The organism is Methylobacterium oryzae (assembly GCF_036441375.1).
GTDB lineage: Bacteria > Pseudomonadota > Alphaproteobacteria > Rhizobiales > Beijerinckiaceae > Methylobacterium > Methylobacterium oryzae_A.
The window spans coordinates 870,142-893,291 of sequence record NZ_MLCA01000001.1; the positions used below are offsets into that span (position 1 = coordinate 870,142).

At 72.3% G+C, this 23,150-nt stretch carries 23 protein-coding genes and 2 pseudogenes; 14 read left to right on the forward strand and 11 right to left on the reverse strand.

Going from position 1 to position 23,150, the window contains the following annotated elements; genetic code table 11:
• The first annotated feature begins 23 nt into the window (after positions 1 to 23).
• The 5 genes from yajC (at position 24) to MOTC310_RS04220 (ending at position 4,484) form a co-directional block, all read left to right on the forward strand.
• Positions 24 to 356, forward strand: a complete 333-nt coding sequence (gene yajC / locus MOTC310_RS04200; protein WP_012319243.1) for a preprotein translocase subunit YajC — start codon at positions 24 to 26, stop codon at positions 354 to 356.
• A gap of 56 nt (positions 357 to 412) precedes the next feature.
• Positions 413 to 2,017, forward strand: coding sequence for a protein translocase subunit SecD (gene secD, locus MOTC310_RS04205; RefSeq protein ID WP_331300887.1), 1,605 nt, complete (start codon positions 413 to 415; stop codon positions 2,015 to 2,017).
• Between the two features lie 236 nt (positions 2,018 to 2,253).
• Positions 2,254 to 3,195 (forward strand): protein translocase subunit SecF, encoded by a 942-nt coding sequence (secF, locus tag MOTC310_RS04210; protein WP_331289823.1) that lies wholly within the window; start codon positions 2,254 to 2,256, stop codon positions 3,193 to 3,195.
• Between the two features lie 12 nt (positions 3,196 to 3,207).
• Entirely contained in the window at positions 3,208 to 3,606 is a 399-nt protein-coding gene (locus MOTC310_RS04215) for an Mth938-like domain-containing protein (protein ID WP_331300888.1), read from the forward strand.
• Positions 3,606 to 4,484 carry a phytoene/squalene synthase family protein gene (locus tag MOTC310_RS04220; protein ID WP_331300889.1) on the forward strand — a complete coding sequence of 293 codons (879 nt, stop codon included), beginning with the start codon at positions 3,606 to 3,608 and terminating at the stop codon, positions 4,482 to 4,484. Before MOTC310_RS04215 ends, MOTC310_RS04220 begins: the two co-directional genes overlap by 1 nt.
• A gap of 62 nt (positions 4,485 to 4,546) precedes the next feature.
• Here the strand turns inward: MOTC310_RS04220 and MOTC310_RS04225 are convergent, their stop codons facing one another.
• From MOTC310_RS04225 to MOTC310_RS04245, 5 genes are all read right to left on the reverse strand, one after another.
• Complete coding sequence (locus MOTC310_RS04225) at positions 4,547 to 5,143, reverse strand: protein-L-isoaspartate O-methyltransferase family protein (protein WP_331301462.1); 597 nt, start codon at positions 5,141 to 5,143, stop codon at positions 4,547 to 4,549.
• Positions 5,144 to 5,205: 62 nt separating this feature from the next.
• Complete coding sequence (gene surE, locus MOTC310_RS04230) at positions 5,206 to 5,970, reverse strand: 5'/3'-nucleotidase SurE (RefSeq protein ID WP_331300890.1); 765 nt, start codon at positions 5,968 to 5,970, stop codon at positions 5,206 to 5,208.
• Complete coding sequence (gene serS / locus MOTC310_RS04235; RefSeq protein ID WP_331300891.1) at positions 5,970 to 7,316, reverse strand: serine--tRNA ligase; 1,347 nt, start codon at positions 7,314 to 7,316, stop codon at positions 5,970 to 5,972. Before serS ends, surE begins: the two co-directional genes overlap by 1 nt.
• A 100-nt stretch (positions 7,317 to 7,416) precedes the next feature.
• Complete coding sequence (locus MOTC310_RS04240) at positions 7,417 to 7,782, reverse strand: YybH family protein (RefSeq protein WP_331300892.1); 366 nt, start codon at positions 7,780 to 7,782, stop codon at positions 7,417 to 7,419.
• An 80-nt stretch (positions 7,783 to 7,862) separates the two neighbouring features.
• Positions 7,863 to 8,306 (reverse strand): OsmC family protein, encoded by a 444-nt coding sequence (locus MOTC310_RS04245; protein ID WP_091979120.1) that lies wholly within the window; start codon positions 8,304 to 8,306, stop codon positions 7,863 to 7,865.
• A 167-nt stretch (positions 8,307 to 8,473) separates the two neighbouring features.
• Between MOTC310_RS04245 and MOTC310_RS04250 the strand changes: the two genes are divergently transcribed.
• Positions 8,474 to 9,349 carry an ATP-binding protein gene (locus MOTC310_RS04250; RefSeq protein WP_331300893.1) on the forward strand — a complete coding sequence of 292 codons (876 nt, stop codon included), beginning with the start codon at positions 8,474 to 8,476 and terminating at the stop codon, positions 9,347 to 9,349.
• Between the two features lie 8 nt (positions 9,350 to 9,357).
• On the opposite strand, the gene dut is transcribed toward MOTC310_RS04250, so the two are convergent.
• Both dut and MOTC310_RS04260 read right to left on the reverse strand, forming a co-directional pair.
• Positions 9,358 to 9,828 carry a dUTP diphosphatase gene (dut, locus tag MOTC310_RS04255; RefSeq protein ID WP_331289829.1) on the reverse strand — a complete coding sequence of 157 codons (471 nt, stop codon included), beginning with the start codon at positions 9,826 to 9,828 and terminating at the stop codon, positions 9,358 to 9,360.
• A complete protein-coding gene (locus tag MOTC310_RS04260) occupies positions 9,825 to 10,706 on the reverse strand; it encodes an HpcH/HpaI aldolase/citrate lyase family protein (protein ID WP_331300894.1) in 882 nt (293 codons plus the stop codon). Before MOTC310_RS04260 ends, dut begins: the two co-directional genes overlap by 4 nt.
• A 123-nt stretch (positions 10,707 to 10,829) precedes the next feature.
• Here MOTC310_RS04260 and MOTC310_RS04265 point away from each other — a divergent pair.
• From MOTC310_RS04265 to MOTC310_RS04275, 3 genes and pseudogenes are all read left to right on the forward strand, one after another.
• A pseudogene (locus MOTC310_RS04265) lies at positions 10,830 to 11,630 on the forward strand (DUF429 domain-containing protein).
• Positions 11,631 to 11,745: 115 nt separating this feature from the next.
• Positions 11,746 to 12,261 (forward strand): NUDIX hydrolase, encoded by a 516-nt coding sequence (locus MOTC310_RS04270; protein ID WP_091979129.1) that lies wholly within the window; start codon positions 11,746 to 11,748, stop codon positions 12,259 to 12,261.
• 44 nt (positions 12,262 to 12,305) lie between these two features.
• A complete protein-coding gene (locus MOTC310_RS04275) occupies positions 12,306 to 12,971 on the forward strand; it encodes a carbonic anhydrase (RefSeq protein ID WP_331300895.1) in 666 nt (221 codons plus the stop codon).
• A 235-nt stretch (positions 12,972 to 13,206) separates the two neighbouring features.
• Here the strand turns inward: MOTC310_RS04275 and MOTC310_RS04280 are convergent.
• Both MOTC310_RS04280 and MOTC310_RS04285 read right to left on the reverse strand, forming a co-directional pair.
• Positions 13,207 to 13,464, reverse strand: a pseudogene (locus MOTC310_RS04280) (DUF4142 domain-containing protein); the annotation flags it as partial.
• Positions 13,465 to 13,696: 232 nt separating this feature from the next.
• The gene (locus MOTC310_RS04285; RefSeq protein WP_419539854.1) at positions 13,697 to 14,137 is read right to left on the reverse strand and encodes a DUF4142 domain-containing protein; all 441 of its coding nucleotides are present in this window, start codon (positions 14,135 to 14,137) and stop codon (positions 13,697 to 13,699) included.
• Between the two features lie 304 nt (positions 14,138 to 14,441).
• Here MOTC310_RS04285 and MOTC310_RS04290 point away from each other — a divergent pair, with 304 nt between their 5' ends.
• The 5 genes from MOTC310_RS04290 to nudC all read left to right on the forward strand — a co-directional run bounded on the left by MOTC310_RS04290 (position 14,442) and on the right by nudC (position 18,607).
• The gene (locus MOTC310_RS04290) at positions 14,442 to 15,590 is read left to right on the forward strand and encodes an acyltransferase family protein (RefSeq protein WP_331300896.1); all 1,149 of its coding nucleotides are present in this window, start codon (positions 14,442 to 14,444) and stop codon (positions 15,588 to 15,590) included.
• A 27-nt stretch (positions 15,591 to 15,617) separates the two neighbouring features.
• On the forward strand, positions 15,618 to 16,481 hold the full coding sequence (locus MOTC310_RS04295; RefSeq protein ID WP_331290286.1) for a universal stress protein: 864 nt from the start codon (positions 15,618 to 15,620) through the stop codon (positions 16,479 to 16,481).
• Between the two features lie 121 nt (positions 16,482 to 16,602).
• Positions 16,603 to 17,196 (forward strand): hypothetical protein, encoded by a 594-nt coding sequence (locus MOTC310_RS04300; protein ID WP_331289832.1) that lies wholly within the window; start codon positions 16,603 to 16,605, stop codon positions 17,194 to 17,196.
• Between the two features lie 81 nt (positions 17,197 to 17,277).
• On the forward strand, positions 17,278 to 17,697 hold the full coding sequence (locus tag MOTC310_RS04305; RefSeq protein ID WP_331289833.1) for an HIT domain-containing protein: 420 nt from the start codon (positions 17,278 to 17,280) through the stop codon (positions 17,695 to 17,697).
• Positions 17,698 to 17,704: 7 nt separating this feature from the next.
• Positions 17,705 to 18,607 (forward strand): NAD(+) diphosphatase, encoded by a 903-nt coding sequence (gene nudC, locus MOTC310_RS04310; protein WP_331289834.1) that lies wholly within the window; start codon positions 17,705 to 17,707, stop codon positions 18,605 to 18,607.
• Between the two features lie 152 nt (positions 18,608 to 18,759).
• Here the strand turns inward: nudC and cysG are convergent, their stop codons facing one another.
• Both cysG and MOTC310_RS04320 read right to left on the reverse strand, forming a co-directional pair.
• Positions 18,760 to 20,232, reverse strand: a complete 1,473-nt coding sequence (gene cysG, locus MOTC310_RS04315) for a siroheme synthase CysG (protein ID WP_331300897.1) — start codon at positions 20,230 to 20,232, stop codon at positions 18,760 to 18,762.
• A gap of 208 nt (positions 20,233 to 20,440) precedes the next feature.
• A complete protein-coding gene (locus MOTC310_RS04320; protein ID WP_331300898.1) occupies positions 20,441 to 23,137 on the reverse strand; it encodes a nitrate reductase in 2,697 nt (898 codons plus the stop codon).
• Positions 23,138 to 23,150 lie beyond the last annotated feature (13 nt).

Genomic DNA, 23,150 nt, shown 5'->3' on the forward strand with positions numbered 1-23,150 from the left:
GCGCCATTCGCAGGAGACGCTCGTTGATCACCCCCGCCTTCGCGCAAGGGGCCGGTGCGGCCGCTGGCGGAGCGGAGATCGCCTTTCAGGTGGTCCCGTTCGTCCTGATCTTCGTGATCATGTACTTCCTGATCCTGCGGCCGCAGCAGAAGAGGGTCAAGGACCACCAGGCGCTGCTCAAGTCCGTGCGCCGGGACGACACGGTCGTCACCAACGGCGGCCTGGTCGGGCGCGTGACCAAGGCTTCGGACGACCAGCCGGAAATCGAGGTCGAGATCGCCCCGAACGTTCGCGTGCGGGTGGTCCGGTCGATGATCTCCGAGGTCCGCGCCAAGGGCACGGTGAAGGCCGCCTGATTTCCGGTTGAACCGGCCGGCGCCGTGCGCCGGCCCAAAAGAGAAAAAGACGGCCGATGCTGCGCTTCTCCCGTGCGAAGATCATCGCGACACTGGGCCTGATCCTGGTGGGGCTGATGCTCGCCGTGCCGAGCTTCTTCTCGCCCGAGCAGCGCAAGAGCTTCGTCGCCGGCCTGCCCTCCTGGTTCCCGAGTTGGGTCGTGCCGACGCGCGCCATCGTGCTCGGCCTCGACCTGCAGGGCGGCTCGCAGCTCCTGCTCGAGGTGGACCAGAACGAGCTGATCGCCTCCCAGGCCAAGGCCCTGCGCGACGACGTGCGCCGCGTGCTCCAGCAGGAGAACGTCCGGGCCGACGGCGGCATCGGCCTGCTCCAGCGCGGCGTCCAGGTGAAGATCGACGACGCCGCCGCCCGGGCCAAGGTCCTGTCGAAGCTCCAGGAGCTGTCGCAGCCGATCACCACCTCGCTGGGCCAGACGGCCGCCCGCACCCTCGATATCTCCGAGCAGCCCGGCGGCGTGATCCGCCTGACGCTCACCGACGCCGGCATCACCGACCGGACCCGCCGGGCCGTGAGCCAGGGCATCGAGGTCATCCGGCGCCGCCTCGACTCCACCGGCACGACCGAGCCGTCGATCCAGCAGCAGGGCGCGGATCGGATCCTGATCCAGGTGCCGGGCGAGCAGAATCCGGAGCGCCTGGAGAAGCTCCTCGGCTCCACCGCCAAGCTCGAATTCCGCATGCTCGCCGACAGCCCCTCGGGCGACGTCGACATGCTGCCGTCGAAGGACGAGAAGGGCGCCAAGGTCCCCGTGGAGCGCCGGGTCATGGCCGACGGCGGCGAGCTGACCGACGCGCAGCCCGCCTTCGATCAGCAGTCCCACGAGCCGATGGTGAGCTTCAAGTTCAACCTGCGCGGGGCTCAGCGCTTCGGTCAGGCAACCTCGGAGAATGTCGGCCGGCGCATGGCGATCGTGCTCGACAACGAGGTGGTCTCGGCACCGGTGATCCGCTCGGCGATCACCGGCGGCTCCGGACAGATCACTGGCAACTTCACCGTGCAGCAGGCCAACGACCTCGCGGTGCTGCTGCGCGCCGGCGCCTTGCCGGCGAAGTTCACCGTGGTCGAGCGCCGCGTCGTCGGTCCCGGCCTCGGCCGCGACTCGATCGAGGCCGGCAAGCTCGCGACCCTCGTGGCGGCGGGCCTCGTGGTCTGCTTCATGTTCGCGACCTACGGGACCTTCGGCTTCATCGCCAACATCGCCCTCATGGTCCATGTCGGGCTGATCCTGGGTCTGATGTCGGTGCTGGAAGCCACCATGACGCTGCCCGGCATCGCCGGCATCGTGCTCACCATCGGCACGGCGGTGGATTCCAACGTGCTGATCTACGAGCGCATGCGCGAGGAGCAGAGGGCCGGCCGCTCGCTGATCTCGGCGCTCCAGGCGGGCTTCGACCGGGCCTTCGCCACCATCATCGACTCGAACTCGACCATGGCGATCGCCGCCCTGATCCTGTTCTTCCTCGGCTCGGGCCCGGTGAAGGGGTTCGCCGTGGTTTTCATCCTCGGCATCCTCACGACGGTCATCACCGCCGTGACGCTGACCCGGATAATGATCGCGGTGTGGTACAAGACCTTCCGACCGAAGGCCCTGCCGTTCTGAATGAACTCACTTTCGGGAGACGCATCACCGCCGGCCTGATACCGCGGATCCGAACCACCACCTCATCCTGAGGTGCCCGCGTGAGCGGGCCTCGAAGGAGGGCTCCAGGGATCGCGGTTGTCACTGGAGGGCTCCTTCGAGGCCTTCGCTCCGCTCCGGCACCTCAGGAAGAGGGCGGAGATCGGAGAGGCGAGCTGAGCTGGTGCTGCGATCTTCCCAACGTTAGGTCCGAAACCATGCGCCTGCTCCGTCTCTGGCCCGATGAATCGCATTTCGACTTCATGCGATTCCGGCGCTTCACCTTCCCGCTGTCGGCGGCCCTGTCGCTCGCGACCGTGGCGCTGTTCCTGACGATCGGTCTCAACTTCGGCATCGACTTCAAGGGCGGCACCCTGGTCGAGCTGCAGGCGAAGTCCGGCACCGCGGACGTGGCGTCGATCCGGCACACGGCCGCGGGCTTCGGCTTCGGCGAGCCGGAGGTGCAGGAGCTCGGCAACCAGGGCACCGTGCTGGTCCGCCTGCCGCTCCAGCCCGGCGAGCAGGGCCAGACCGCGGTGATGAACAAGGCGCACGCCGCCTTCGACAAGGATTACGACTTCCGCCGCACCGAGACCGTCGGCCCGCGCGTCTCCGGCGAGCTCGTCCAGTCCGGCACGCTCGGCGTCGTGCTGTCGGTCGTGGCGGTGCTTCTCTACCTCTGGTTCCGGTTCGAGCGGGAGCTCGCACTCGGCGCCATCGTGGGGACGCTCCACGACATCGTGCTGACGGTCGGTGTGTTCATCATCAGCCGGATCGAGTTCAACATGACCTCGATCGCCGCGATCCTCACGATCGTCGGCTACTCGCTGAACGAGACGGTCGTGGTGTTCGACCGGACCCGCGAGCTGATGCGCCGCTACAAGACCATCCCCACCGTCGACCTGCTCAACCTGTCGATCAACTCGACCATGTCGCGCACGGTGATGACGTCGATCTCGTCCGCGCTGTCGCTCCTGGCACTGGTGCTGTTCGGGGGCGAGGCCATCAAGGGCTTCGCCGTGGTGATGCTCTGCGGCGTCCTGATCTGCACCTACTCGGCGATCTTCGTCTCGACGCCGGTGTTGATCTATCTGGGGCTGATGCTCTCCGGCGCCCGCGCCGCATCCGAGCGGTCCGGCGTCCCGCAACCGGCGGAGTAGTTGTTTCGCACGATGGCCGAGCGGGAGACCCCGAAGAGCTTCGACTCCGGCTTCGTGCCGGGTCGCCACATCATCGACACCTACGGCAACGGCGGCTTCCGCTTCGCCGGAATGTCGCATCGCGGCTCGATCCTGCTGCTGCCCTCGGGGGTCCGCGCCTGGGACGTGACGCAGCCGCGGGGCATCGACCGCACGGCCCTGCGCCCGGTCCAGGCCGAGGCGGGCGACATTGAGCTCCTGCTCGTCGGGACCGGCCTCGACATCGAGGCGATCGATCCCGCGCTCCGGGGCTGGCTCAAGGATTTCGGCGTCGGCCTCGACGTGATGCAGACCGGCGCCGCGGCCCGGACCTACAACATCCTGGTGGCCGAGAACCGCAAGGTCGCGGCCGCCCTGATCGCGGTGGCCTGATGCCGGAGGTCGAGGGTCAGGCCGCCGAGACCGGACTCGCCTTCGCGCAGTCCCACTGCGAGAGCCTCGTGCGGGCCGGCGACCCCGACCGCTACTACGCGACCCTGTTCGCCCCGGCGCCCGCCCGCCCGCACCTCTTCGCCCTCTACGCCTTCTCGTTGACAATCGCGCGGGTCCGGGAGGCCGTCTCGAACCCGATGGCCGGCGAGATCCGCCTGCAATGGTGGCGCGACGCGCTCCAGGGCGAGGCGCGGGGCGACGTGCGCGCCAACCCGGTGGCGGCGGCCCTGGAGGAGGCGATCCGGGCGAACCGCCTCGGGCGCCAGCCCTTCGTCGACCTGATCGACGCCCGGGTGTTCGACCTCTACGAGGATCCGATGCCCCGGGTGAACGATCTCGAGGGCTATTGCGGCGAGACCGCCTCGGCGCTGTTCCGGCTGGCGAGCCTCGTGATCGGCAACGGCACCGAGCCGGGCGGCGCGGGCGCGGCCGGGCATGCCGGCGTCGCCTACGGGATCACCGGGCTCTTGCGGGCGCTCCCCTGGCACGCCCGCTCGGGACAGGTCTACCTGCCGGCCGACATCCTCGGCCGCTACGGCGTCACCCGCGAGGACATCGTCACGGGCCGCGGCGGGCCGGGCCTGCGCCGGGCCTGCGCGGACCTGCGCGACCTCGCCCGGCAGCACCTCAAGGCCTTCGAGGCGGCGCGCCCGACCATCGCGCCCTCGGCGGGGGCGGCCTTCCTGCCCGTGGCCCTGGTGGAGCCCTACCTTGCCACCATGGAGCGGGTCTCCTACGACCCGCTCAACACGCTCGTCGAGCTGCCGCGCTGGCGCCGGCTGTGGCGCCTGTGGCGGGCGGCGCGGCGCGTCGGATAGCGGCCGACGTCTCTGCGAGCGGAGCGCAGCAATCCATCGGCGCCACGGTTACGGAGTGTTTGTCAGAGCACCTGCGCCAGTCCCGGCACCAGCGCCGCCAGCCGCACCGGCGCGCCGAGTTCCGGCTCGGCCTCCGGCGTCGCCAGCACCGCGATCCGGCAGCCGCCGTCGCCGCGCAGGGCCGCCACCAGCCGTCCGCCGGGTTCGAGGGCCGCGCGCCAGTGCTCCGGGATCGCCGCGACGCTGCCGTGGACCAGGATCCGGTCGAAACCCCCGTCGGGCAGGTCCCGTGCGAGCCCGTCGGCCCGGACGACGTGCACCTCGGACAGGGCCGCGAGCCGCCGCGTCGCCGCCCCGGCCAACGAGGTGTAGCGTTCCAGGCTGAGCACCGCCCCGGCGCCCAATTGGGCGAGTAGCGCGGTCACGTAGCCGGAGCCCGTGCCGATCTCCAGGACGCGCTGGCCGGGCTCGAGCCGCAGCCGCGCCAGCATCAGCGCCACCGTGGACGGCGCCGTCATCGACGCGCCGCAGGACAGCGGCAGGGCGATGTCGCGCCGCGCGTGCTCCCGATGCGGCGGCGGCGCGAAGGTGTCCCGCGGCACCTGCTCCATGGCCCGCAGCACCGCGGTGTCCCGCAGGCCGCGGCCCCGGAGCGCCATCACGAAGGCCGCAGCGCCGGCAGCCGCCTCCAGGCTGCCCAGATCGACCGACGTCCCTTCGATCACCCGGCGAAGGCCTGCGCAAAGCGCGTCAGCGTCGGCTCGTCGGTGAGGTCGAGGCGCAGCGGCGTCACCGAGATCCGCTTCTCGGCGATGGCCTTGAGGTCCGAGCCGTGGCCCGGCTCGAACCGGGCCTTGGCGAAGGCCAGCCAGAAATACGGGTTGCCGCGCCCGTCCACCCGCGCGTCGATCGACAGCAGCGCCTGGTTGCGGAAGCCCTGCGCCGCCACCGCGATGCCCTGCACCTCGGCCGGCTCGCAGTCCGGGAAGTTCACGTTGACCAGGATGCCGGGCTCGATCCCGGTCTCCATGATCTTGCGGACGACCTTCGCGCCGTGCGTCCGGGCGCAGTCCCACTTGAGCGCGCCGCGCCCGCCTACGCCGTAGGCCTGGCTCAACGCGATGGAGCGGATGCCGAGGATCGTCCCCTCCATGGCGGCCGCGATCGTGCCCGAGTAGGTCACGTCCTCGGCGACGTTCTGGCCGCGGTTGACCCCTGACAGGACGAGGTCCGGCCCGTGATCGCCCAGGATGTGGCGCACGCCCAGGATCACGCAGTCCGACGGCGTGCCCTTCACGGCGAAGCGCTGCTCCGAGACCTGCCGCAGCCGCAGTGGGTCGTTGAGCGAGAGCGAGTGCGACACGCCGGACTGGTCGCTCTCCGGCGCCACGACCCAGACGTCGTCCGAGAGCTCGCGGGCGATCTCCTCCAGGGTACTGAGCCCCGGCGCGTGGATGCCGTCGTCGTTGGTGACCAGGATGCGCATCAGCGGGTGCCCTCGATCCGGTTGAGCCCGCCCATGTAGGGGTGGAGCACCGACGGGACCGTGATGCTCCCGTCCGGGTTCTGGTAATTCTCCATCACGGCGATGAGCGCGCGGCCGACCGCGACGCCCGAGCCGTTGAGGGTGTGGACGTAGGCCGGCTTGCCGTCCTTGCCCCGGTAGCGGGCGTTCATCCGACGCGCCTGGAAGTCGCCGCAGACCGAGCAGGACGAGATCTCGCGGTGCGTGCGCTGGCCCGGCACCCAGACCTCGATGTCGTAGGTCTTCTGGCTGGCGAAGCCCATGTCGCCGGTGCAGAGGGTCATCACCCGGTAGGGCAGATCGAGCTTCTTCAGCACCGCCTCGGCGCTGGTCAGCATCCGCTCGTGCTCGTTGGCGGATTCCTCCGGCGTCGTGATCGAGACCAGCTCGACCTTGCTGAACTGGTGCTGGCGCAGCATGCCGCGGGTGTCGCGCCCCGCCGCCCCGGCCTCGGCGCGGAAACAGGGCGTCAGCGCGGTGAAGCGCAGGGGCAGCTCCTCCTCGCGGAGGATCGCCTCGCGGACGAGATTCGTCAGGGGCACCTCGGCGGTCGGGACGAGCCAGAAATGCTCGTCGCTCACCGGCGGGGCGTCCGCGCCGGCCTGCCCCTGCAGGGACTTGACGTAATCGAGGCCCTTGAAGACCGAGAACTGGTCGTCCTCGAACTTCGGCAGCTGCGCGGTGCCGAACATGGCGGCGTCGCGCACCAGCACCGGCGGCGCCACCTCCAGGTAGCCGTGCTCCTGCGTGTGCAGGTCGAGCATGAACTGGCCGAGCGCCCGCTCCAGCCGCGCGAGCTGACCTTTCAGCACCACGAAGCGCGAGCCGGACAGCTTGGCCGCCGCCTCGAAATCCATCAGGCCCGAGGCCTCGCCGAGCTCGAAATGCTCCTTGCCCTCGGTCAGCCGCTCGCGGCTCGCGGCGTGGCTGCGGTAGAGGACGTTGCCGTGCTCGTCGGCGCCTTCCGGCACGTCGGGCTTCGGCCGGTTCGGGATCGCGGCGAGCCGATCGGCCAGGGTCTTGTCGGCAGCATCCTGCGCGGCCTTCAGCTCCGGCTCGGCCCCCTTCAGGGCCGCGACCTCGGCCATCAGGGCGGCGGCGCGGTCCTCGTCCTTGGCCTTCTTGGCGCCGCCGATCTCCTTGGCCAGCGCGTTGCGCCGCTCCTGATTGGCCTGCGCGGCCGAGACGGACGATTTCCGCGCCTCGTCGAGGGCGATCAGCTCGGCCGAGAGCGGCGCGAGGCCCCGGCGGGCGAGGTCGCGGTCGAAGGCGTCCGGGTTCTCCCGGATGGCGCGGATGTCGTGCATCGAGTCGGCTCGGGTCTTCTGCGCGGCGTCGAGCGCGCGGGCCCCGCTTTGCCGCATCGCGTCCGGTGGGACAAGCGCGCGGGAGCGCCCGAGCCGGCCGTCAGCCCTTCGGCGGCGCGAGCTTGAGCTGGTCGATCGCCCAGAGCCACGTCCCGTCCGGCTGCTCGCGGGCGACCTCCACCGAGAACGCGCCGTTGGGCAGCCGCGCGAAGGTCATGGCCAGCCCGCCGTTGCGCAGGGGCGGCGGCGTCTCCGGCGCCGGGAAGTCGGATTTGCGCGCCAGCAGGTCGGCGTAGAAGGTCCGGATCTCGGCGTGGCCCGTGGCGACGACGCGGCCCGCCGCCAGCACCGCGTCGGGCTCGTAGAGGGCGACGAGGCCCTCGACATCGCCGGCGTTGGCGCGTCGGTTGAACAGGGCGGCCAGGTCCTCGGGGGCGCGGGCGGGCTCTCGCGTGTGATCCGTCATGGCGTCTCCTCGTCCGGCTTCGGCGGCCGGTTGATGGTGTGGCAATGCGCCGGGCGGCCGATTTGTCCCCGGCGCGCCGGTCATTTCAGGCGCGTGCCGTCGCGGTCGGCCACCGAGACGGCGACCGGGATCCCGGCCTTCACGCTCTCCGAGACGGTGCAGAACCGCTCGAACTGCTCCAGCACCCGGTCGATCCGCGGCATGTCGGCGGCGGCGGCCCCGAGCTGGATGTGGACGCCGATCCCGGTGACGCGCAGCCGCCCCTCGGCGTTGCGCTCCACCCGGCAGGACGCCTCGGCCGCGACGCCGCGCGCATCCTGGCGGAACTTGCCAAGGGCGAAGACGAGGCTGGCGCAGAGGCAGTTCGCGACCCCGGAGATCAGGAGCTGCTCGGGGAACGGCCCGGTCCCGCCGCCGATCGGCGGCGCCTCGTCGGTGCGGAGCGCCGGCAGGGCGGCGCTGAAATCGACGGTGAAGACGTAATCCGCGACCTGGGTGATCCGGATCGTCGGTTCGGCTTCCATCGATGCTCCCCGGCGGACGTGTCGGCGCGACCTGCCGGGTATACCAACGCTCGATCCCGGTTCCCGTTCGGGAGGACCGCGCCATGCGTCCGGATTCAGATGATTTCCCCGGATCTTCCCCGTAGAACCGGCCGGCCGACCGACCCGCACGCGAACCCCCCGATCCGATGACGAGCCCCGCGACCCTCGACACCCTGATGCCGCTCCTGGAGCGCATCGCCACCGCGCTGGAGCGGGCCGCGCCCGCCGCCCCGCCGGCCTTCAACCCGAGCGCCGCCGACGCCTTCCTGTGGGGGCCCGAGCGCCGGCTGACCCCGGTGCCGCAGGTCGCCCGGGTGGAGATGGGCCTGCTCACCGGCATCGACCGGGCGCGCGACACCCTGGTGGAGAACACCGAGCGCTTCGCCCGCGGCCTGCCGGCCAACAACGCCCTGCTGTGGGGCGCCCGCGGCATGGGCAAGTCCTCGCTGGTCAAGGCGGCCCACGCCGAGATCAACGCCCGGCGGCCCGCCGGCAGCCTGCCGATGAAGCTCGTGGAGATCCACCGCGAGGACATCGAGGCGCTGCCAGACCTGATGGCCCTGCTGCGGCCGGACCCGCACCGCTGGCTCGTCTACTGCGACGACCTCTCCTTCGATGCCGACGACACCTCGTACAAGTCGCTCAAGACGGCGCTCGACGGCGGCATCGAGGGGCGTCCGGGGAACGTGCTGTTCTACGCCACCTCGAACCGGCGCCACCTCCTCGCCCGCGACATGGTGGAGAACGAACGCTCGACCGCGATCAACCCCGGCGAGGCCGTGGAGGAGAAGGTCTCGCTCTCGGACAGGTTTGGCCTGTGGCTCGGCTTCCACAAGTGCAGCCAGGACGAGTACCTGGCGATGATCCGCGCCTACGCCGACCGCTACGGCCTCGCCGTGCCGCCGGATCAGCTGCGCGCCGAGTCCCTGGAATGGGCCACCACCCGCGGCTCGCGCTCGGGCCGGACCGCGTTCCAGTTCATCCAGGACCTGGCCGGCCGGCTCGGCAAGACGCTGGACTGAGGGGCTGTTTAGCGCCCGCTCGACCCGAACCCGCCTGCGCCCCGCTCCGAGCCGGGGCCGGGCGTGCCCTCCAGCACGGTCAGCGACGGCCGCGCGATCCGCGTGAAGACGAGCTGGGCGATCCGCTCGCCCGGCTCGATCCGGACCGGCTCGGCCGCGTCCCGGTTCCAGGCCGAGACCATCAGCGGACCCTCGTAATCCGCGTCGATCACGCCGGTGCCGTTGCCGAGCACCAAGCCCTCGCGGTGCCCGCGGCCCGAGCGGGGGAAGATCAGGCCGCACCAGGCCGGGTCGCGGATCAGCACGCTGAAGCCGGCCGGGATCAAGGTCGGCTTGCCCTGGGGCGGCAGGATCAGCGGCGCGTCGAGGCAGGCGTGCAGGTCGAGTCCGGCCGCGGCCGACGAGCCCCAGCGGGGGAAGCCCCAGCCCGGCAGCCGCGGGTCGAGCAGCCGCAGGCCGACCTCCGGCAGGTCGCTCACGCGGAGAGCCGCACGATCGCCTCGGCCATGGCGAGCGTGCGCCGGGCGGCCTCGACGTGGAGGCGCTCGACCATCTTGCCGTCCACCGCGACGACGCCGCGCTCGCGGTTCTCCGGCGCGTCGAAGACGCCCATCAGCCGGCGCGCCTGCGCGATCTCCTCGGCATCCGGCCCGAAAGCGGCGTTGGCCGGGCCGATCTGGTTCGGGTGGATCAGCATCTTGCCGTCGAAGCCCAGGTCGCGGCCCTGCGTGCACTCGGTCTCGAACCCGGCCGGGTCGTTGAGGTCGGTGAAGACGCCGTCGATCGCCTCGATCTCGTAGGCCCGGGCGGCGGCCAGGACATGCATCAGCCAGGGCATCAGCGCGGCCCGTCCCGGCGGCCGGATCCGAGAGGCCTTCAGGAGGTCGTTCGGGCCGATCACCAGGGCGGCGAGCCGCCCGTCCACGTCCCGGGCCGCGCCGGCGATCTCGGCGGCGTTCACCACCGCCATGGGCGTCTCGATCATCGCCCAAACCCGCGTCGCCAGCGGTGCGCCGAGCCGGCGCAGGCGGGACCCGACCGCGATCAGCGTGTCGGAGGTGCGGACCTTAGGCACCAGAATCGCGTCCGGCGCGGCCGGCGCGAGCGCCACGAGGTCCGCCTCGCCGTCTTCGGTCTCGGGCGGGTTGATGCGGACCACGACCTCGCGCGGCCCGAAGCCGCGCGCCGCCACCGCGGCCGCGACCTGCGCGCGGGCCGCCGCTTTCACGCCGGGGGCGGTGCCGTCCTCGAGGTCGATCAGGATCACGTCGGCGGGGAGCGACCGCGCCTTCTCCAGCGCCCGGGCGTTGGAGCCCGGCATCGCCAGGACGCTGCGACGGGGACGGATCTCGCTCATCACGCTTCTCCCGGGCCGGCGGCGGCCTGCGGCGACGCGGATAGCTTTCCGCGCGCATCCCGGCAAGAACGCCGGCAAGAACACCGGCAAGGAGGCCGGCCGCGGAGCGCGAGGGAGGATCGGATGGCGCGCTGGATCGCCGGACTGGACGGCTGCCGCGGCGCCTGGGCGGGCGCGCTCCTCGACCTAGACGATCCGGACCGGCATCGCTGCGCCCTGTTCCCGGACCTCGCCGCGCTGCTCGACGCGCCCGAGCGGCCCGGCATCGTCGGGATCGACGTGCCGATCGGGCTGCCCGAGCGGATCACCGGCGGCGGCCGCGCCGCCGACCGGGCGGCCCGCGCCCGGCTCGGGCGTGGCAATGCGCCTACGTGGTGCCGAAGGGCGGCGACGCGGCGCTCCGGGCGAAGGGCCTGCCGGCCTTCCGGGCCGCGGTGGCGCAGATCGCCCCGTTCCTGGCCGACCGCACCGAGGCCATCGCCGACTGGGACGACGTCAAGCTCCTGACCGTCACGGTCGCCCTCGATCCAGGGCTACAACATCTTCCGCTACGTCCGGGCGGTCGACACGCTCCTGCGGGAGCGCCCGGAGGCGCGCGCGCGGGTCCACGAGGTCCATCCCGAGGTGGCCTTCCACACCCTCAACGGCGGACGGCCGCTCGGCCTGCCCAAGAAGGGCAAGCGCGCGCGGGAGGGGCTGGACCTCCGGCGGGCCCTCCTCGCGGCGGCGGGCCTGCCGGACGCGCTGATCCGGTCCCGGACCCAGGGCGTTCCGGAGGACGACCATCTCGACGCTCTGGCCGCCCTGGTGGTCGCCCGCGACATCCGCCTCGGACGGGCCGTGCCGCTGCCGGATCCGCCGGAGCGGGACGCCTTCGGGCTTCCCGCGGTGATCTGGGCGCCGGCGCCGCGCCCGCCGTCCTGAGCAAACGCCGCGCAGGCGATGAGCGGGCCGCGACGCCCGTCCCAACGTGCTGTAATGCACGCCGGGGGGCGCGCGAGCGGTGTCCGTTCCCGGGGCGCGCTCTAGCTCTGGCTGCATGAGCGCCGCGACCCCCCTGCCCGTCCGTCACATCGCCCGCGCGATCGTCCTCGATCCGCAGGATCGGATCCTGCTCATCGCCTACACGTCGGTTCATGCCAGAGGGCCGGACGGCGCGCCGCTCCGTTTCTGGTTCATGCCCGGCGGTGGCCTGGAGCCCGGCGAGGACCACGTCACCGCCTGCCGCCGGGAGCTCGAGGAGGAGATCGGCCGCGGCGACGTCGCGATCGGCCCGCAGGTCGCCGCCTGCGACGGCCCGTTCCACCTGTTCCGACAGGCGCGGGACGCCCGCGAGCGCTACTTCCTCGTCCGCCTGCCCGACGACCGGGTCGACACGAGCCGCCTCGCCGAGACCGAGGACAATCCCCTGATCGGGACGCGCTGGTGGCCGATCGACGAGTTGCGCGCCAGCGGCGAGCACGTCGAGCCGGCGGGGCTCGCCGATCTCGCGGCCGATCTCGCCCGCGGGACTATTCCGGCCCAGCCGCGCGTTCTTGCTTGGCGAGAACTTTGAGTTCACTGCCGCAGTCGCGGAATTGTCTAACTGGAGACGAATTTATGTTCCCCGTCTACCTGACCGAAGGCTACCGGTCCTTTCTCCTCGATCGTTTCCCGACCGAGCGGCGGCGCTTCGCGCAGCTCGCCTCCACGCAGAATCCGGAGATCCTGGTCATCAGCTGCTGCGACAGCCGGGTCTCGCCGAGCGCGATCTTCAATGCCGGCCCGGGCGAGCTCTTCACGATCCGCAACGTCGCCAACCTCGTGCCGGTCTACCAGCCGGACGGCCAGTACCACGGCACCTCGGCGGCCCTGGAATTCGCCGTCCAGGCCCTGGAGGTGAAGCACATCGTCATCCTCGGGCACGCCACCTGCGGCGGCATCAAGGCCTACGCCAACAAGGCCAAGCCGCTCTCGCCCGGCGACTTCATCGGCAAGTGGGTCTCGCTCGTGGGTCAGGCCGAGGACAAGGCCGGCGATCCCGGCGCGCCGGACTACCTCACCAAGCTGGAACACGCCGTTGTGGTCCAGAGCATGGAGAACCTGCTGACCTTCCCGTTCGTGAAGGAGAGGGTCGACGACGGCAGCCTCGAGATCCACGGCGCGCATTTCGGCGTGGCCAGCGGCTCCCTGCTGGTGCGCGATCCGCAGTCCGGCGAGTTCAAGCCGCCGATCGACACGACCGGTCAGGCGGTCCGCTCCGTCGCGGCCATCGCGTGCGAGTGAGCGCGGCGCGCGAAGGCTGAGATCCGGGACCGGTCATCCGGTCCCGGATCCGGACCGGATCGCCGGCACGCGCACAGGCGGTCCATCTGCGTGCGTCCTGCGCGTCGTCTGCCGTGTCGGGCCTGCGGCCGTCCCCGACCGCGGCAGACCCGTCGCTACGAGAAAAGGCGGCGGGCTCGCGCCCGCCGCCTTCCGTTCGGCCCGGCCGGTGCCGGGCCGCCGAGACCGGTCCGCCTTACATGGCGCCCGGGAGGCGCTCCGCCTGCTGCAGGTGCATCTGCAGGGCCGGCAGGGCCTGCTGGGCGTAGTTGCGCAGGGCCGGGTTCGGGCCGCCCTGGGCGTAGGCCTGGGTCATCGCGATGGACATCTGATGGGCCTGGATCTGCTGCGAGGCGTACAGGCGGTCGAAGCGCGCCCCCGCCGGAGCGGCCGACAATTGGGCCAGCATCGCCTGCTGCTCGGGGTTCGGCGGGACGATCGTGGAGGCAGTGGTTCTGTTTGGTGCGCTATGCCAGCGATCGGTTGCTCTCCATAAGCGGGCTGGACAATGCGTGCAAGACGTCCACGTCCACGTCGCCGTGGCCGAGAGGTGGCTTGGAGCAGCCAGAGTCCGTTGTGATAGTTATGCTAATCGGGCGCACCGTGCTCCAGGGCGGGGAGTCCAGCGGCTAGGGTGTCTCTGCAAACTGCCTCACTCGTGCGAGCACGTCAGCTTTTTGCTACCCTCAAGCGTATTTGGCAGTGGCCTCGCTCGATCTGTCAAGCGCCGACGAAGGTGAACCCGTAGATCTCGTGTGCCCGCCCCGAGTTTGCAGNGCCAGGGTGCCGCCGACCACGCCGGTCGCCGCGCCGACGCCGGCGCCCACGGCGCTCCCCGCCACCGCGATCGGCGCGGTGACCAGGCCGCCGAGGCCCGGATCGCCGGCGACGCCGTTCATCTGGCCGCCGGCCAGGGCTACGTTGGCGGCGCGGTGGTCACGGAGGACTTCCTGGGCGTAGGAGCGGACCCGCGGGTTGCGCGACTTGGACAGGGCGATCTGGGAGGACTGGATCTCGAAGGCATTCGCCTGCATCGACTGCATGCGGAAGTCGTGGGCGCTCTGAGCCATGGCCGGGGTCGACAGCGCCAGGACGAGCGCGGACGCGGCAGCGTAGTTCTTCAGCATCGGGACCTCTTTTCGAAATGGGCACGCGAACCGCGGAAGGACACCGCATGCGCAGCACGGACGCCTTGGCAGACGAGTCGGCAACGGCGCGTTCGCGAATTGGTCCGTCAACGAGGTTATCGGCTTATGGTTCCTGCCGTTTTCGTTCCGGACACTGCGGTTCCCGGGCGGACCTGATCCCGCGCTCGGGCCGCCGGTCCGGTGACCTCGAAGGGGGGGCGATCGCGCTCCTACGAAGGACCGGTTCCAGTTTCCGCCGCCGTATCACGGGCGCCGAGCGCTGGTCGGCGCGGGTGCGCACCCCGTGATCTTCGTCGCCATCCAGATCCTGCGCGCCGTCGCCGCCCTCATGGTGGCGTGGCATCACGCGCGGAACGAGGCGGGGCTTCTGGCAGACCGCGGCGCCGGCCCGGCGCTCGATCCCGCGACGCTCCTGCCCTGGTGGGGCGGGGTCGATCTGTTCTTCGTGATCTCCGGCTTCGTCATCGTCCATGCCGGCGCGCGGCTCGCCGTCCGGCCGGGCGGGCGCGCCCGCTTCCTCGCCCACCGGGTCGCCCGGGTGGTTCCGCTCTACTGGCTGGTGAGCCTGCTCTACCTCGCCCTGGCGCTCGCGCGGCCGGATCTCCTCGGGGCGGCGGCCGCGCTGGTGCGCGATCCCCTCGCCCTCGTCGCGAGCTTCCTGTTCTGGCCGGCGGCCCGTCCGGACGGCACCGTGCAGCCGCTCTACGGCCTCGGCTGGACCCTGAACTACGAGGCGTTCTTCTACGTCCTCTTCGCCGCTTGCCTCGGCCTCGGCCGGCGCGGCGCCGTCGCCTGGCTGTGCGGAATCCTGGCCGGCAGCGTGGCGGTCGGAGCGCTCGTGCCGGGCCTGCCGGTGCCGCTCCGCTTCTGGTCGGATCCGGTCGTGCTCGAATTCGCCGCCGGCGCCGGCCTCGCTCTCGCCTGGCGCGCGGGGTTCCGGCCGGCTCTCCCCGTGCGGGCGGCGCTCGCGGTTCTGGGCGTGCTCGGGCTGATCCTGGCCGCGCGCGTGCTCGCGGGTCTCGGCGAGGCCGACGGGATCCTGCGCCCGCTCCTCGTCGGTGGGCCGGCCGTCCTGCTGGTGGCGTCGGCCCTCGGTCCGACCCGCGACGCCGCCCAGGTCGCGCGCCTGCCGTCCCCGGCGCGCGGGCTGGTCGCGCTCGGTGACGCGTCCTACGCCCTCTACCTCGTGCATCCCTTCGCGCTGCGCCTCGTGCGCGAGGGAGTGCTGCGGCTCGGCCTGGCCCCCACCCTGCATCCCTGGGGCAGCATGGCGCTGATGCTCGCGGGCGGCATCGCGGCCGCACTGGTGGTCCACCGCTGCGTCGAGCGGCCCCTGACCCGGGCGCTCCGGAGGCGGCTCGATCCGGGCGCCCCGCAAAACCGTGTGCGCGCCGCGTCGGCCCCGGTTCCACCGGGCGGCCGGGCGGATTAGCCTCGCATGCCCGAGGAGGAGACCACCATGAAGACCCTGCTCGTACCCGTCGCGATGCACGACGCCCTGCCCTCCGTCTTCGAGACGACACGGCTGGCGGCCACCCGCTTCGGCAGTCTGATCGAGGGCGTGTCCCTGCGCCCGGCGCTCGCCGAGTACGTGCCCGTCGACATGGTCGGCGGCATGACGTGGCTGCGCGACGAGGAGGCCGACCGGGCCGAGGCCGAGGAGGCGGGCGGCCGCTTCATCGCCTTCATGGACGCCGCCGGCATCCCGCGGCACGCCCGCGACGGGCTCTGCATCCCCGACCGCGTGCCGGATGCCGGCCCGCGCTACCGCTGGCGGCAGGACGTGCCCACCGGGGACGCGTTCCTGGGCCAGTACGCGCGGCTGTTCTCGGCCACAGTGGTCGGGCGCCCCGGCACGACCGACAACGCACCGCGCATGACCACCTTCGAGACGGCCCTGTTCGAGAGCGGCCGTCCGATCCTGCTGGCGCCGCCCACGGCACCGACCAGCCTCGGCGAGGCGGTGGTCATCGCCTGGAACGGCTCGACCGAGACCGCCCGGGCGGTGGCTTTCGCGATGCCGTTCCTGCGGCGGGCCGAGCGGGTGCTCGTGCTCAGCGTCGAGGGCGGCATGGTGCCGGGCCCGACCGCCCAGGACCTCGCGCAGGCGCTGGCCTGCGAGGGCGTGGACGCGTCGCACCGGGCCCTGCCGGCCGGGAGGCGGGTTCCCGGCGAGACCTTCCTGGCGGAGGCGAAGGCCTTCGGCTGCGACCTGCTGATCAAGGGCGCCTACACCCAGAGCCGCCTGCGCCAGATGATCTTCGGGGGCGTCACCAGCCACGTCCTGGCCTACGCCGACATGCCCGTGCTGATGGCGCATTGAACGGCGCACGGCCCGGGCCGATATCATCCGGGACCGCGCCGGGAACCGGCGCCGGTCCTTGGCGTTCGGCCCTCGCAATCGGATGGTGCGCCGCCTGGAAAGGAGCCCCGTGACGAGCCCCGTGAGACGCCTCTTCCTCGCCGGCCTTCTGGCGATCGCAGCCATCCCCGCCGCCCGGGGGGAGCCGACGACGGTCCGGTTCCGCGGCACCGTGGTCCGGGCCGATTCGGAGCGTCTGGACATCCGCCGCGCCAGCGGCAGCACCCTGTCGGTGCGGATGAGCCCCCGCACCCGGATCTACGCGGTCAACGGCGCCAGCCTCCGGGCGATCAAGCCGGAGAGCTACGTCAGCATCCTCGGCGCGTCCGATTCCGAGCCGCGGCAGGCCAGCGCGGTGACGCTGTACTCGCCCTCCGAGCGCGGGTTCGAGGCGGGCAGCCAGCCCTGGGACACCGCGCAGGGTGCGCGCCTCACCGCCGGCTGGGTCGCGGACCTGCAGCGGGGCGCGCCTATGCAACTGACGGTCGCCTACAACGGCGGCCACTCCTCCTTCGCGATTCCCGACGGCACGCCGGTGACGCAGCTCTCGCCGGGCGAGAAGGCGATGCTTCAGCCCGGTGCCGCCGTGACGATTTTCGCGCGCTCCGGCGACGACGGCGGGCTCGTGGCGGGGACGATCGCGGTGGGTCGCCAGGGCGTCGTGCCGGGGCTCTGAGCCGCTCGGCCGGGGCGCTGCGTCACCGACGGCGCAGCAAACCCGCGCGCCGACGCGGAAGCTGCGCTACATCCGTCGGCGATGACCGAGTCTGCCTTCACCCTCGACCCGCGCCTCTCGGCCGACACCGCCGAAGTGGGCGACCTCGCCCTGTGCCGCGTGCTGCTGATGGACGATGCCCGGTTCCCGTGGCTCATCCTGGTGCCGCGCCGCCCGGACCTGTGCGAGATCACCGACCTGTCCGAGGCCGATTCCGCCGCGCTCTGGCGGGAGATCCACCTCGCCACGGGGGTGATGCAGGCCCTGTCCAAGCCCGACAAGGTGAATGTCGGCGCCCTCGGCAACGTGGTGCAGCAGCTTCATATCCACGTCGTCGGACGCTTCCGGTCGGATCCCGCTTGGCCGGGCCCGGTCTGGGGGTTCGAGACTCGCAAGCCCTACCCGATCCACGCCCGCGCCCAGCTTCTGGAGCGCGCGGGCGCCCTCTTCTCCGCGGCCTGACCCTGGCATGACCGAACCCCGCGACATTCTCGGCTTCGTCCGCAACCGCCTCGACCGCCACTCCGCCGAGCAGCCCGAGGAGGCGGTGCCCGCCTTCGATACCCCCGAAGCCCGGCTCGTCCTGATCTGCGGTGACCGGATCGTGCTGCGCGGACAGACGGCGCTGATCGCCCCCGCGGAGGCGGCGGGCCACGCGGGCGGGACGCGCATCTTCCTCGGGCACCGGGACGGGCAGCCCGTCTTCGCCGCGGCCGCGCCCGCCGAGGCCGCGGAGCGCTTCGCCGAGGCGCCGACCCGCACCCTCGACCTGCGGTCGATCGCCACCGAATCCGCCGTGGAGGCCGAGGAGCTCGGCCTCCTGGCCGTCGCCAAGTCGATGCTCGACTGGCATGCCCGCCACGGCTTCTGCGCCAATTGCGGCACCGCCACCGTGGCGAAGGCCGGCGGCTTCCGCCGCGAGTGCCCGAGCTGCAGCGCCCACCACTTCCCCCGGGTCGACCCGGTCGTGATCATGCTGGTGCGCCGGGGCGACAGCTGCCTGCTCGGCCGCGGACCGCACTTTCGGCCGCAGATGTATTCCTGCCTCGCGGGCTTCCTGGAGCCCGGCGAGACGATCGAGGACGCGGTCCGCCGCGAGGTGTTCGAGGAGACGCGGATCCGTGTCGGCGCGGTCACCTACCGCACCTCGCAGCCCTGGCCGTTCCCGTCCTCGCTCATGCTCGGCTGCGCCGCCGAGGGCCTCGACGAGGCCATCGTGACCGATCCGGCCGAGCTGGAGGATGCGCGCTGGTTCGACCGCGCGGCCGTCGCCGCGATGCTGGACGGTACGCATCCCGAGGGAATCCAGGCGCCCCCGCCCATGGCGATCGCCAACTATCTGATGCGCGCCTTCGTGGCCGGCGAGACCTGAGCCCGGAACCGGCCGATGATCTCGGCGTAGCCGTCCTCGCGAGCGGTGCTCATCGATCCTGGCGGGCACAACGCCTGCCGATGGCGCGCTGCCTCGACACATGTCACTCCGCTCGCTGATGGCGGAGCGGGTGGCCTTCGGCGAGATCAGCCTCAGACCGCCACGCGATCCTGCTCCGCCTGGGCCGGAAGCGCGCCCCGCATCTCCGAGAAGGCCTCGCCCACCATCAGCAGCGCCGGCCCGTCGAGCCCCGCCGCCTCGACCCGGTCGGCGAGGTCGGCGGCCGTGCCGCGCAGGGCCGTCTGGTTCGGGCGCGTGGCGTTGAAGACGAGGAGCGCCGGCGTCGCGGGCGCCAGCCCCTCCGCGACCGCCCGGGCGAGCAGCGCCCGCAAGGTGCGCTTGGGCATGTAGACCACGGTCGTGACGCTGGGATCGGCCAGCGCGCCCCAGTTCAGGTCGTCGGGCAGCGCCCCGCGGCGGTCGTGGCCGGTGACGAACTGGAGGCGGCGCGCGGCGTCGCGGTGGGTCAGCGACACGCCGAGAGCCGCCGCGGCGCCCTGCGCGGCCGAGACTCCGGGCACCACCGTCACCGGAATGCCGGCGGCGCGGCAGGCCTCGATCTCCTCGCCGGCCCGGCCGAAGACCAGCGGGTCGCCGGATTTCAGCCGCACCACCTGCTTGCCGGAGCGGGCGAGCTGCACCATCAGCGCGTTGATGTCGTCCTGGCGGCAGGACGGGCCGTGGCCGGTCTTGCCCACCAGCATGGTGCGGGCCTCGCGGCGGGCGTAGTCCAGGATCTCGGGGGCGACGAGGTCGTCGTACAGGATCATGTCGGCGTTGCGCAGCGCCCGCAGCGCCTTGAGGGTGAGGAGCTCCGCGTCGCCGGGTCCGGCCCCGACCAGCGTCACGGCGCCGCCCTTCGGGGCGGTCTCGGTCTCGCCGAGCAGCTCGGCGAGATCCTGTTCCGACGGCGCCCGGTCGGGTTCCGCGAAGGCGCGGTCGGTGAAGCGCTCCCAGAAGGCCCGGCGCTCGGCGAACCCGTGGAAGCGCGCCGTGACGCCGTCCCGCCAGTCGCGGGCGGCGCCCATCCAGCGGGCGAACCCGCGGGGCAGCATCGCCTCGATCCGGGCCCGCACGGTCTGGCCGAAGACCGGGGCGGCGCCCTCGGTCGAGATGCCCACGACGAGCGGCGAGCGGTTGACGATGGCGCCGAACTTCACGTCGCAGAGGTGCGGCCGGTCGACCGCGTTGACGATGGCGCCGGCGCCGCGGGCCGCCGCCACGAAGGCGACGCACTCGGCCTCGTCCTCCATCGCGCCGATGCAGAAGGCCGCGCCCCAGAGATCGTCCGGGCTCCAGGCGCGCTCGTGCAGCACCACCTGCCCGTCGACGATCTCGCCCGGCACCGCGCGCAGCTCCTCGCTGGGCTCGGGCGCGTAGACGTCGACATGGGCGCCGGCCGCGGCCAGCACCTTCACCTTCCAGGGGGCGCCGCCGGAGGAGCCGGCCAGCACCACGCGCTTGCCGCGCAGGGGCACGAAGACGGGCAGCACCGCCAGCGGCTCCAGGCCGGCCGCCTTGGTCTCGCGGGGCGCGCGGGCCGCGCGCAGGGGAGTGTCGGTCACGGGCCTGTCCTGAAGCGTCCTGCTCCGGCCGATCCCGTCCGCCCCCTCATCCCGGAGCGCCGGAGCGTTGCGGAGGCCTCGAAGGAGGGCTCCAGTCGGCCGCGCGATACCTGGAGCCCTCCTTCGAGGCCCGCCGAAGCGGGCACCTCAGGATGAGGTGATCTGACAGGAGAAGCCGATCCATCCTCACCGAGAGTGTATCAGATAATCAGGCGGCGCGGGCGGTCTGCCCGGCCAGCATCTTGCGGATCTCCGGTATGCACGAGCCGCAATTCGTGCCGGCCTTGCAGGCGGCACCTACCGCCTCCGCGGAGCCGGCACCTCCGGCGATGGCGCTGGCGATCACGTCGGCGCCGACGCCGTGGCAGGCGCAGACCACCGGCCCCGCCGAGGCGGTCGCCGCGCGGCCCGAGAGCAGCGCCCGCCGCGCGGCGGCGTCGGGCGCCTCGGTGGCGAACAGGGCCTTGGCGGCCTCCCAATCCGGCCGTTCCCCGGCGGGCGCGTAGGCGAGGCAGGCGACGAGGCGGTCGCCGTCGTAGACCGCGCAGCGGTAGCGGTCGCGGGCGTGGTCGGCATATTCCGCCAGCTCGCAGCCCGACAGCGCCTCGCTCTGGATCAGCCCGCGCACCATCAGCGCCACCGCCCGGGAGCTGTCGGCGGTGGCGAACTGCGCGCCCCAGCCGCCGGTGATCGCGGCGCGCGCCCACCACCAACCCTCGGGCATCGCCACCTGCCGGCGCGTCAGCAGGAAGCCGCGGGCGCGGTAGCCGACGGGCGCGATCGCCGCCGGGGTCGCTTTGAGTTCGGGCTGGCCCGAGACCGGGTCCGGCATGCCGCGCACCAGCGCGCCGACCCGGGCCTGGGACGCGAAGGCGCCGCCCCAGTGCATCGGCATGAACAGGCTGCCCGGCACCACCGTGTCGGTGACCGTCACCTCCAGCTCTGCCGCGCCGTGCGCGGTCGTCAGCCGGGCGATGCCGCCATCCGCGAGGCCGTGGGCCGCGGCGTCGTCCGGATGGACCTCGACGAACGGGACGGCCCGGTGCGCCGAGAGGCGCTGGCTCTTCCCGGTGCGCGTCATCGTGTGCCAGTGGTCGCGGACCCGGCCGGTGTTGAGCATGAAGGGGAACGCCGCCGAGGCCGCCAGCGCGAGGGCCGGCGGCTGCACCGCCACGAAGCGGGCGCGTCGGTCGAAGGTGTAGAACCGGCCGTCGCCGAACAGCCGTGCCTTGCCCTGCGGGGCGCCCCGGAAACCGGAGCGCTTCGGGATCGGCCACTGCACCGGCAGGGTCGCGTCGTAGGCGGCGTCGCTGATGTCCGCGAGCGCGCCGAGGTCGAAGTCGCGGGTGCCGTTGTTCTCGTAGGCCGAGAGCCCGGCATGCTCGCGGAAGATCGCGGCCGCGGAGTCGAACGCGAAGGCCCGGCCGTGGCCGAGGCGGCGGCCGACCTCTGACAGCGCCGCCCAGTCCGGCCGCGCCTCGCCAGGGCTGTTCAGGAAGCGGCGCTGGCGCGAGATCCGCCGCTCGGAGTTGGTCACCGTGCCGTCCTTCTCACCCCAGGCCTGGGCGGGCAGCAGCACGGTGGTCTTGCCCAGGCCGCGGGCGGTGTCGGAATCCGCCACCGCCTCGGACACCACGTAGAGGTCGAGCCCTGCGAGCGCCTCCCGGATCATGTCGGCCCGGGGCATCGAGACCAGCGGGTTCGTGCCCATCACCCAGAGGGCCTTGATCTTGCCCCGGGCGATCGCCTCGAACAGCGCCACCGCCTTCATGCCCTCGCCGGTGATGATCCGCGGCGCGCCCCAGTAGCGGCGCACCCGGTCCACCTCCTCGGGGGTGAAGTGCATGTGGGCGGCCAGCATGTTGGCCAGCCCCCCGACTTCGCGCCCGCCCATGGCGTTGGGCTGGCCGGTGAGCGAGAACGGCCCCATCCCGGTCTCGCCGATGCGGCCGGTGATGAGGTGGCAGTTGATGATGCTGTTGCCCTTGTCGGTGCCCTGCGCCGACTGGTTCACCCCCTGCGAGAAGGCCGTGACCACCCGGCGGGTGCCGGCGAACAGGGCGTAGAAGGCCGCGATGTCGGCCTCCGGCACGCCGGTGGCGGCGGCGACAGCCGCGAGATCCGGCGCGATCTGGCGGGCGCGGTCGAGGGCGGTGTCGAGGCCGGCAGTGTGGGCATCGACGAAGGCGCGATCGCGGAAACCGTTGTCGGACAGGTAGACCAGCAGGCCCGAGAACAGGGCGGTGTCGGTGCCCGGCCGGATGCCGAGGAACAGGTCGGATTCCTGCGCGGTCTGGGTCCGGCGGGGGTCGATGACCACGAACTTGGTGCCGCGGCGCTCCTTGGCGTCGGCCATGCGGCGGAACAGGATCGGGTGGCACCATGCGGTGTTGGAGCCGACCAGCACGATCAGGTCGGCCTCGTCGAGATCCTCGTAGCAGCCCGGCACCGTGTCGGAGCCGAAGGCCCGCCGGTGGGCCGCGACCGCGCTCGACATGCACAGCCGCGAGTTGGTGTCCACGTGCGGCGTGCCGATGAAGCCCTTCGCGAGCTTGTTGGCGACGTAGTAATCCTCGGTGAGGAGCTGGCCCGACAGGTAGAAGGCGATGGCGTCCGGCCCGTGCTCCGCGGCGACCGCGCGGAGTTTCGCCGTCACCGTGTCGAGGGCCGCGTCCCACGAGACCCGCGCGCCGTCGACCTGCGGGTGGAGCAGGCGGTTCTCCAGCGACAGGGTCTCGCCCAGAGCCGAGCCCTTCGAGCACAGGCGGCCGAAATTGGCCGGATGCTCGGCATCGCCCGCGATGGTCGCGCCGCCCTGCCCGTCCGGGGTCGCGAGCACGCCGCACCCGACCCCGCAATAGGGGCAGGTGGTCCGCACCGTCGGCGCCGCCACTGGCTGAGTCATGGCTCGAATCCTC

Bases quoted from the DNA above. Each gene is read 5' to 3' on its own strand.
- MOTC310_RS04270 (WP_091979129.1), top strand. From the start codon at position 11,746: ATGAGCGCCGCGACCCCCCTGCCCGTCCGTCACATCGCCCGCGCGATC.
- MOTC310_RS04225 (WP_331301462.1), bottom strand. From the start codon at position 5,143: ATGGCGCTCCGGGGCCGCGGCCTGCGGGACACCGCGGTGCTGCGGGCC.
- serS (WP_331300891.1), bottom strand. From the start codon at position 7,316: ATGCACGACATCCGCGCCATCCGGGAGAACCCGGACGCCTTCGACCGC.
- MOTC310_RS04305 (WP_331289833.1), top strand. From the start codon at position 17,278: ATGACCGAGTCTGCCTTCACCCTCGACCCGCGCCTCTCGGCCGACACC.
- MOTC310_RS04240 (WP_331300892.1), bottom strand. From the start codon at position 7,782: ATGACGGATCACACGCGAGAGCCCGCCCGCGCCCCCGAGGACCTGGCC.
- nudC (WP_331289834.1), top strand. From the start codon at position 17,705: ATGACCGAACCCCGCGACATTCTCGGCTTCGTCCGCAACCGCCTCGAC.
- MOTC310_RS04275 (WP_331300895.1), top strand. From the start codon at position 12,306: ATGTTCCCCGTCTACCTGACCGAAGGCTACCGGTCCTTTCTCCTCGAT.
- surE (WP_331300890.1), bottom strand. From the start codon at position 5,970: ATGCGCATCCTGGTCACCAACGACGACGGCATCCACGCGCCGGGGCTC.
- MOTC310_RS04250 (WP_331300893.1), top strand. From the start codon at position 8,474: ATGACGAGCCCCGCGACCCTCGACACCCTGATGCCGCTCCTGGAGCGC.
- MOTC310_RS04295 (WP_331290286.1), top strand. From the start codon at position 15,618: ATGAAGACCCTGCTCGTACCCGTCGCGATGCACGACGCCCTGCCCTCC.
- MOTC310_RS04220 (WP_331300889.1), top strand. From the start codon at position 3,606: ATGCCGGAGGTCGAGGGTCAGGCCGCCGAGACCGGACTCGCCTTCGCG.
- MOTC310_RS04245 (WP_091979120.1), bottom strand. From the start codon at position 8,306: ATGGAAGCCGAACCGACGATCCGGATCACCCAGGTCGCGGATTACGTC.
- MOTC310_RS04320 (WP_331300898.1), bottom strand. From the start codon at position 23,137: ATGACTCAGCCAGTGGCGGCGCCGACGGTGCGGACCACCTGCCCCTAT.
- MOTC310_RS04215 (WP_331300888.1), top strand. From the start codon at position 3,208: ATGGCCGAGCGGGAGACCCCGAAGAGCTTCGACTCCGGCTTCGTGCCG.
- secD (WP_331300887.1), top strand. From the start codon at position 413: ATGCTGCGCTTCTCCCGTGCGAAGATCATCGCGACACTGGGCCTGATC.
- MOTC310_RS04260 (WP_331300894.1), bottom strand. From the start codon at position 10,706: ATGAGCGAGATCCGTCCCCGTCGCAGCGTCCTGGCGATGCCGGGCTCC.
- secF (WP_331289823.1), top strand. From the start codon at position 2,254: ATGCGCCTGCTCCGTCTCTGGCCCGATGAATCGCATTTCGACTTCATG.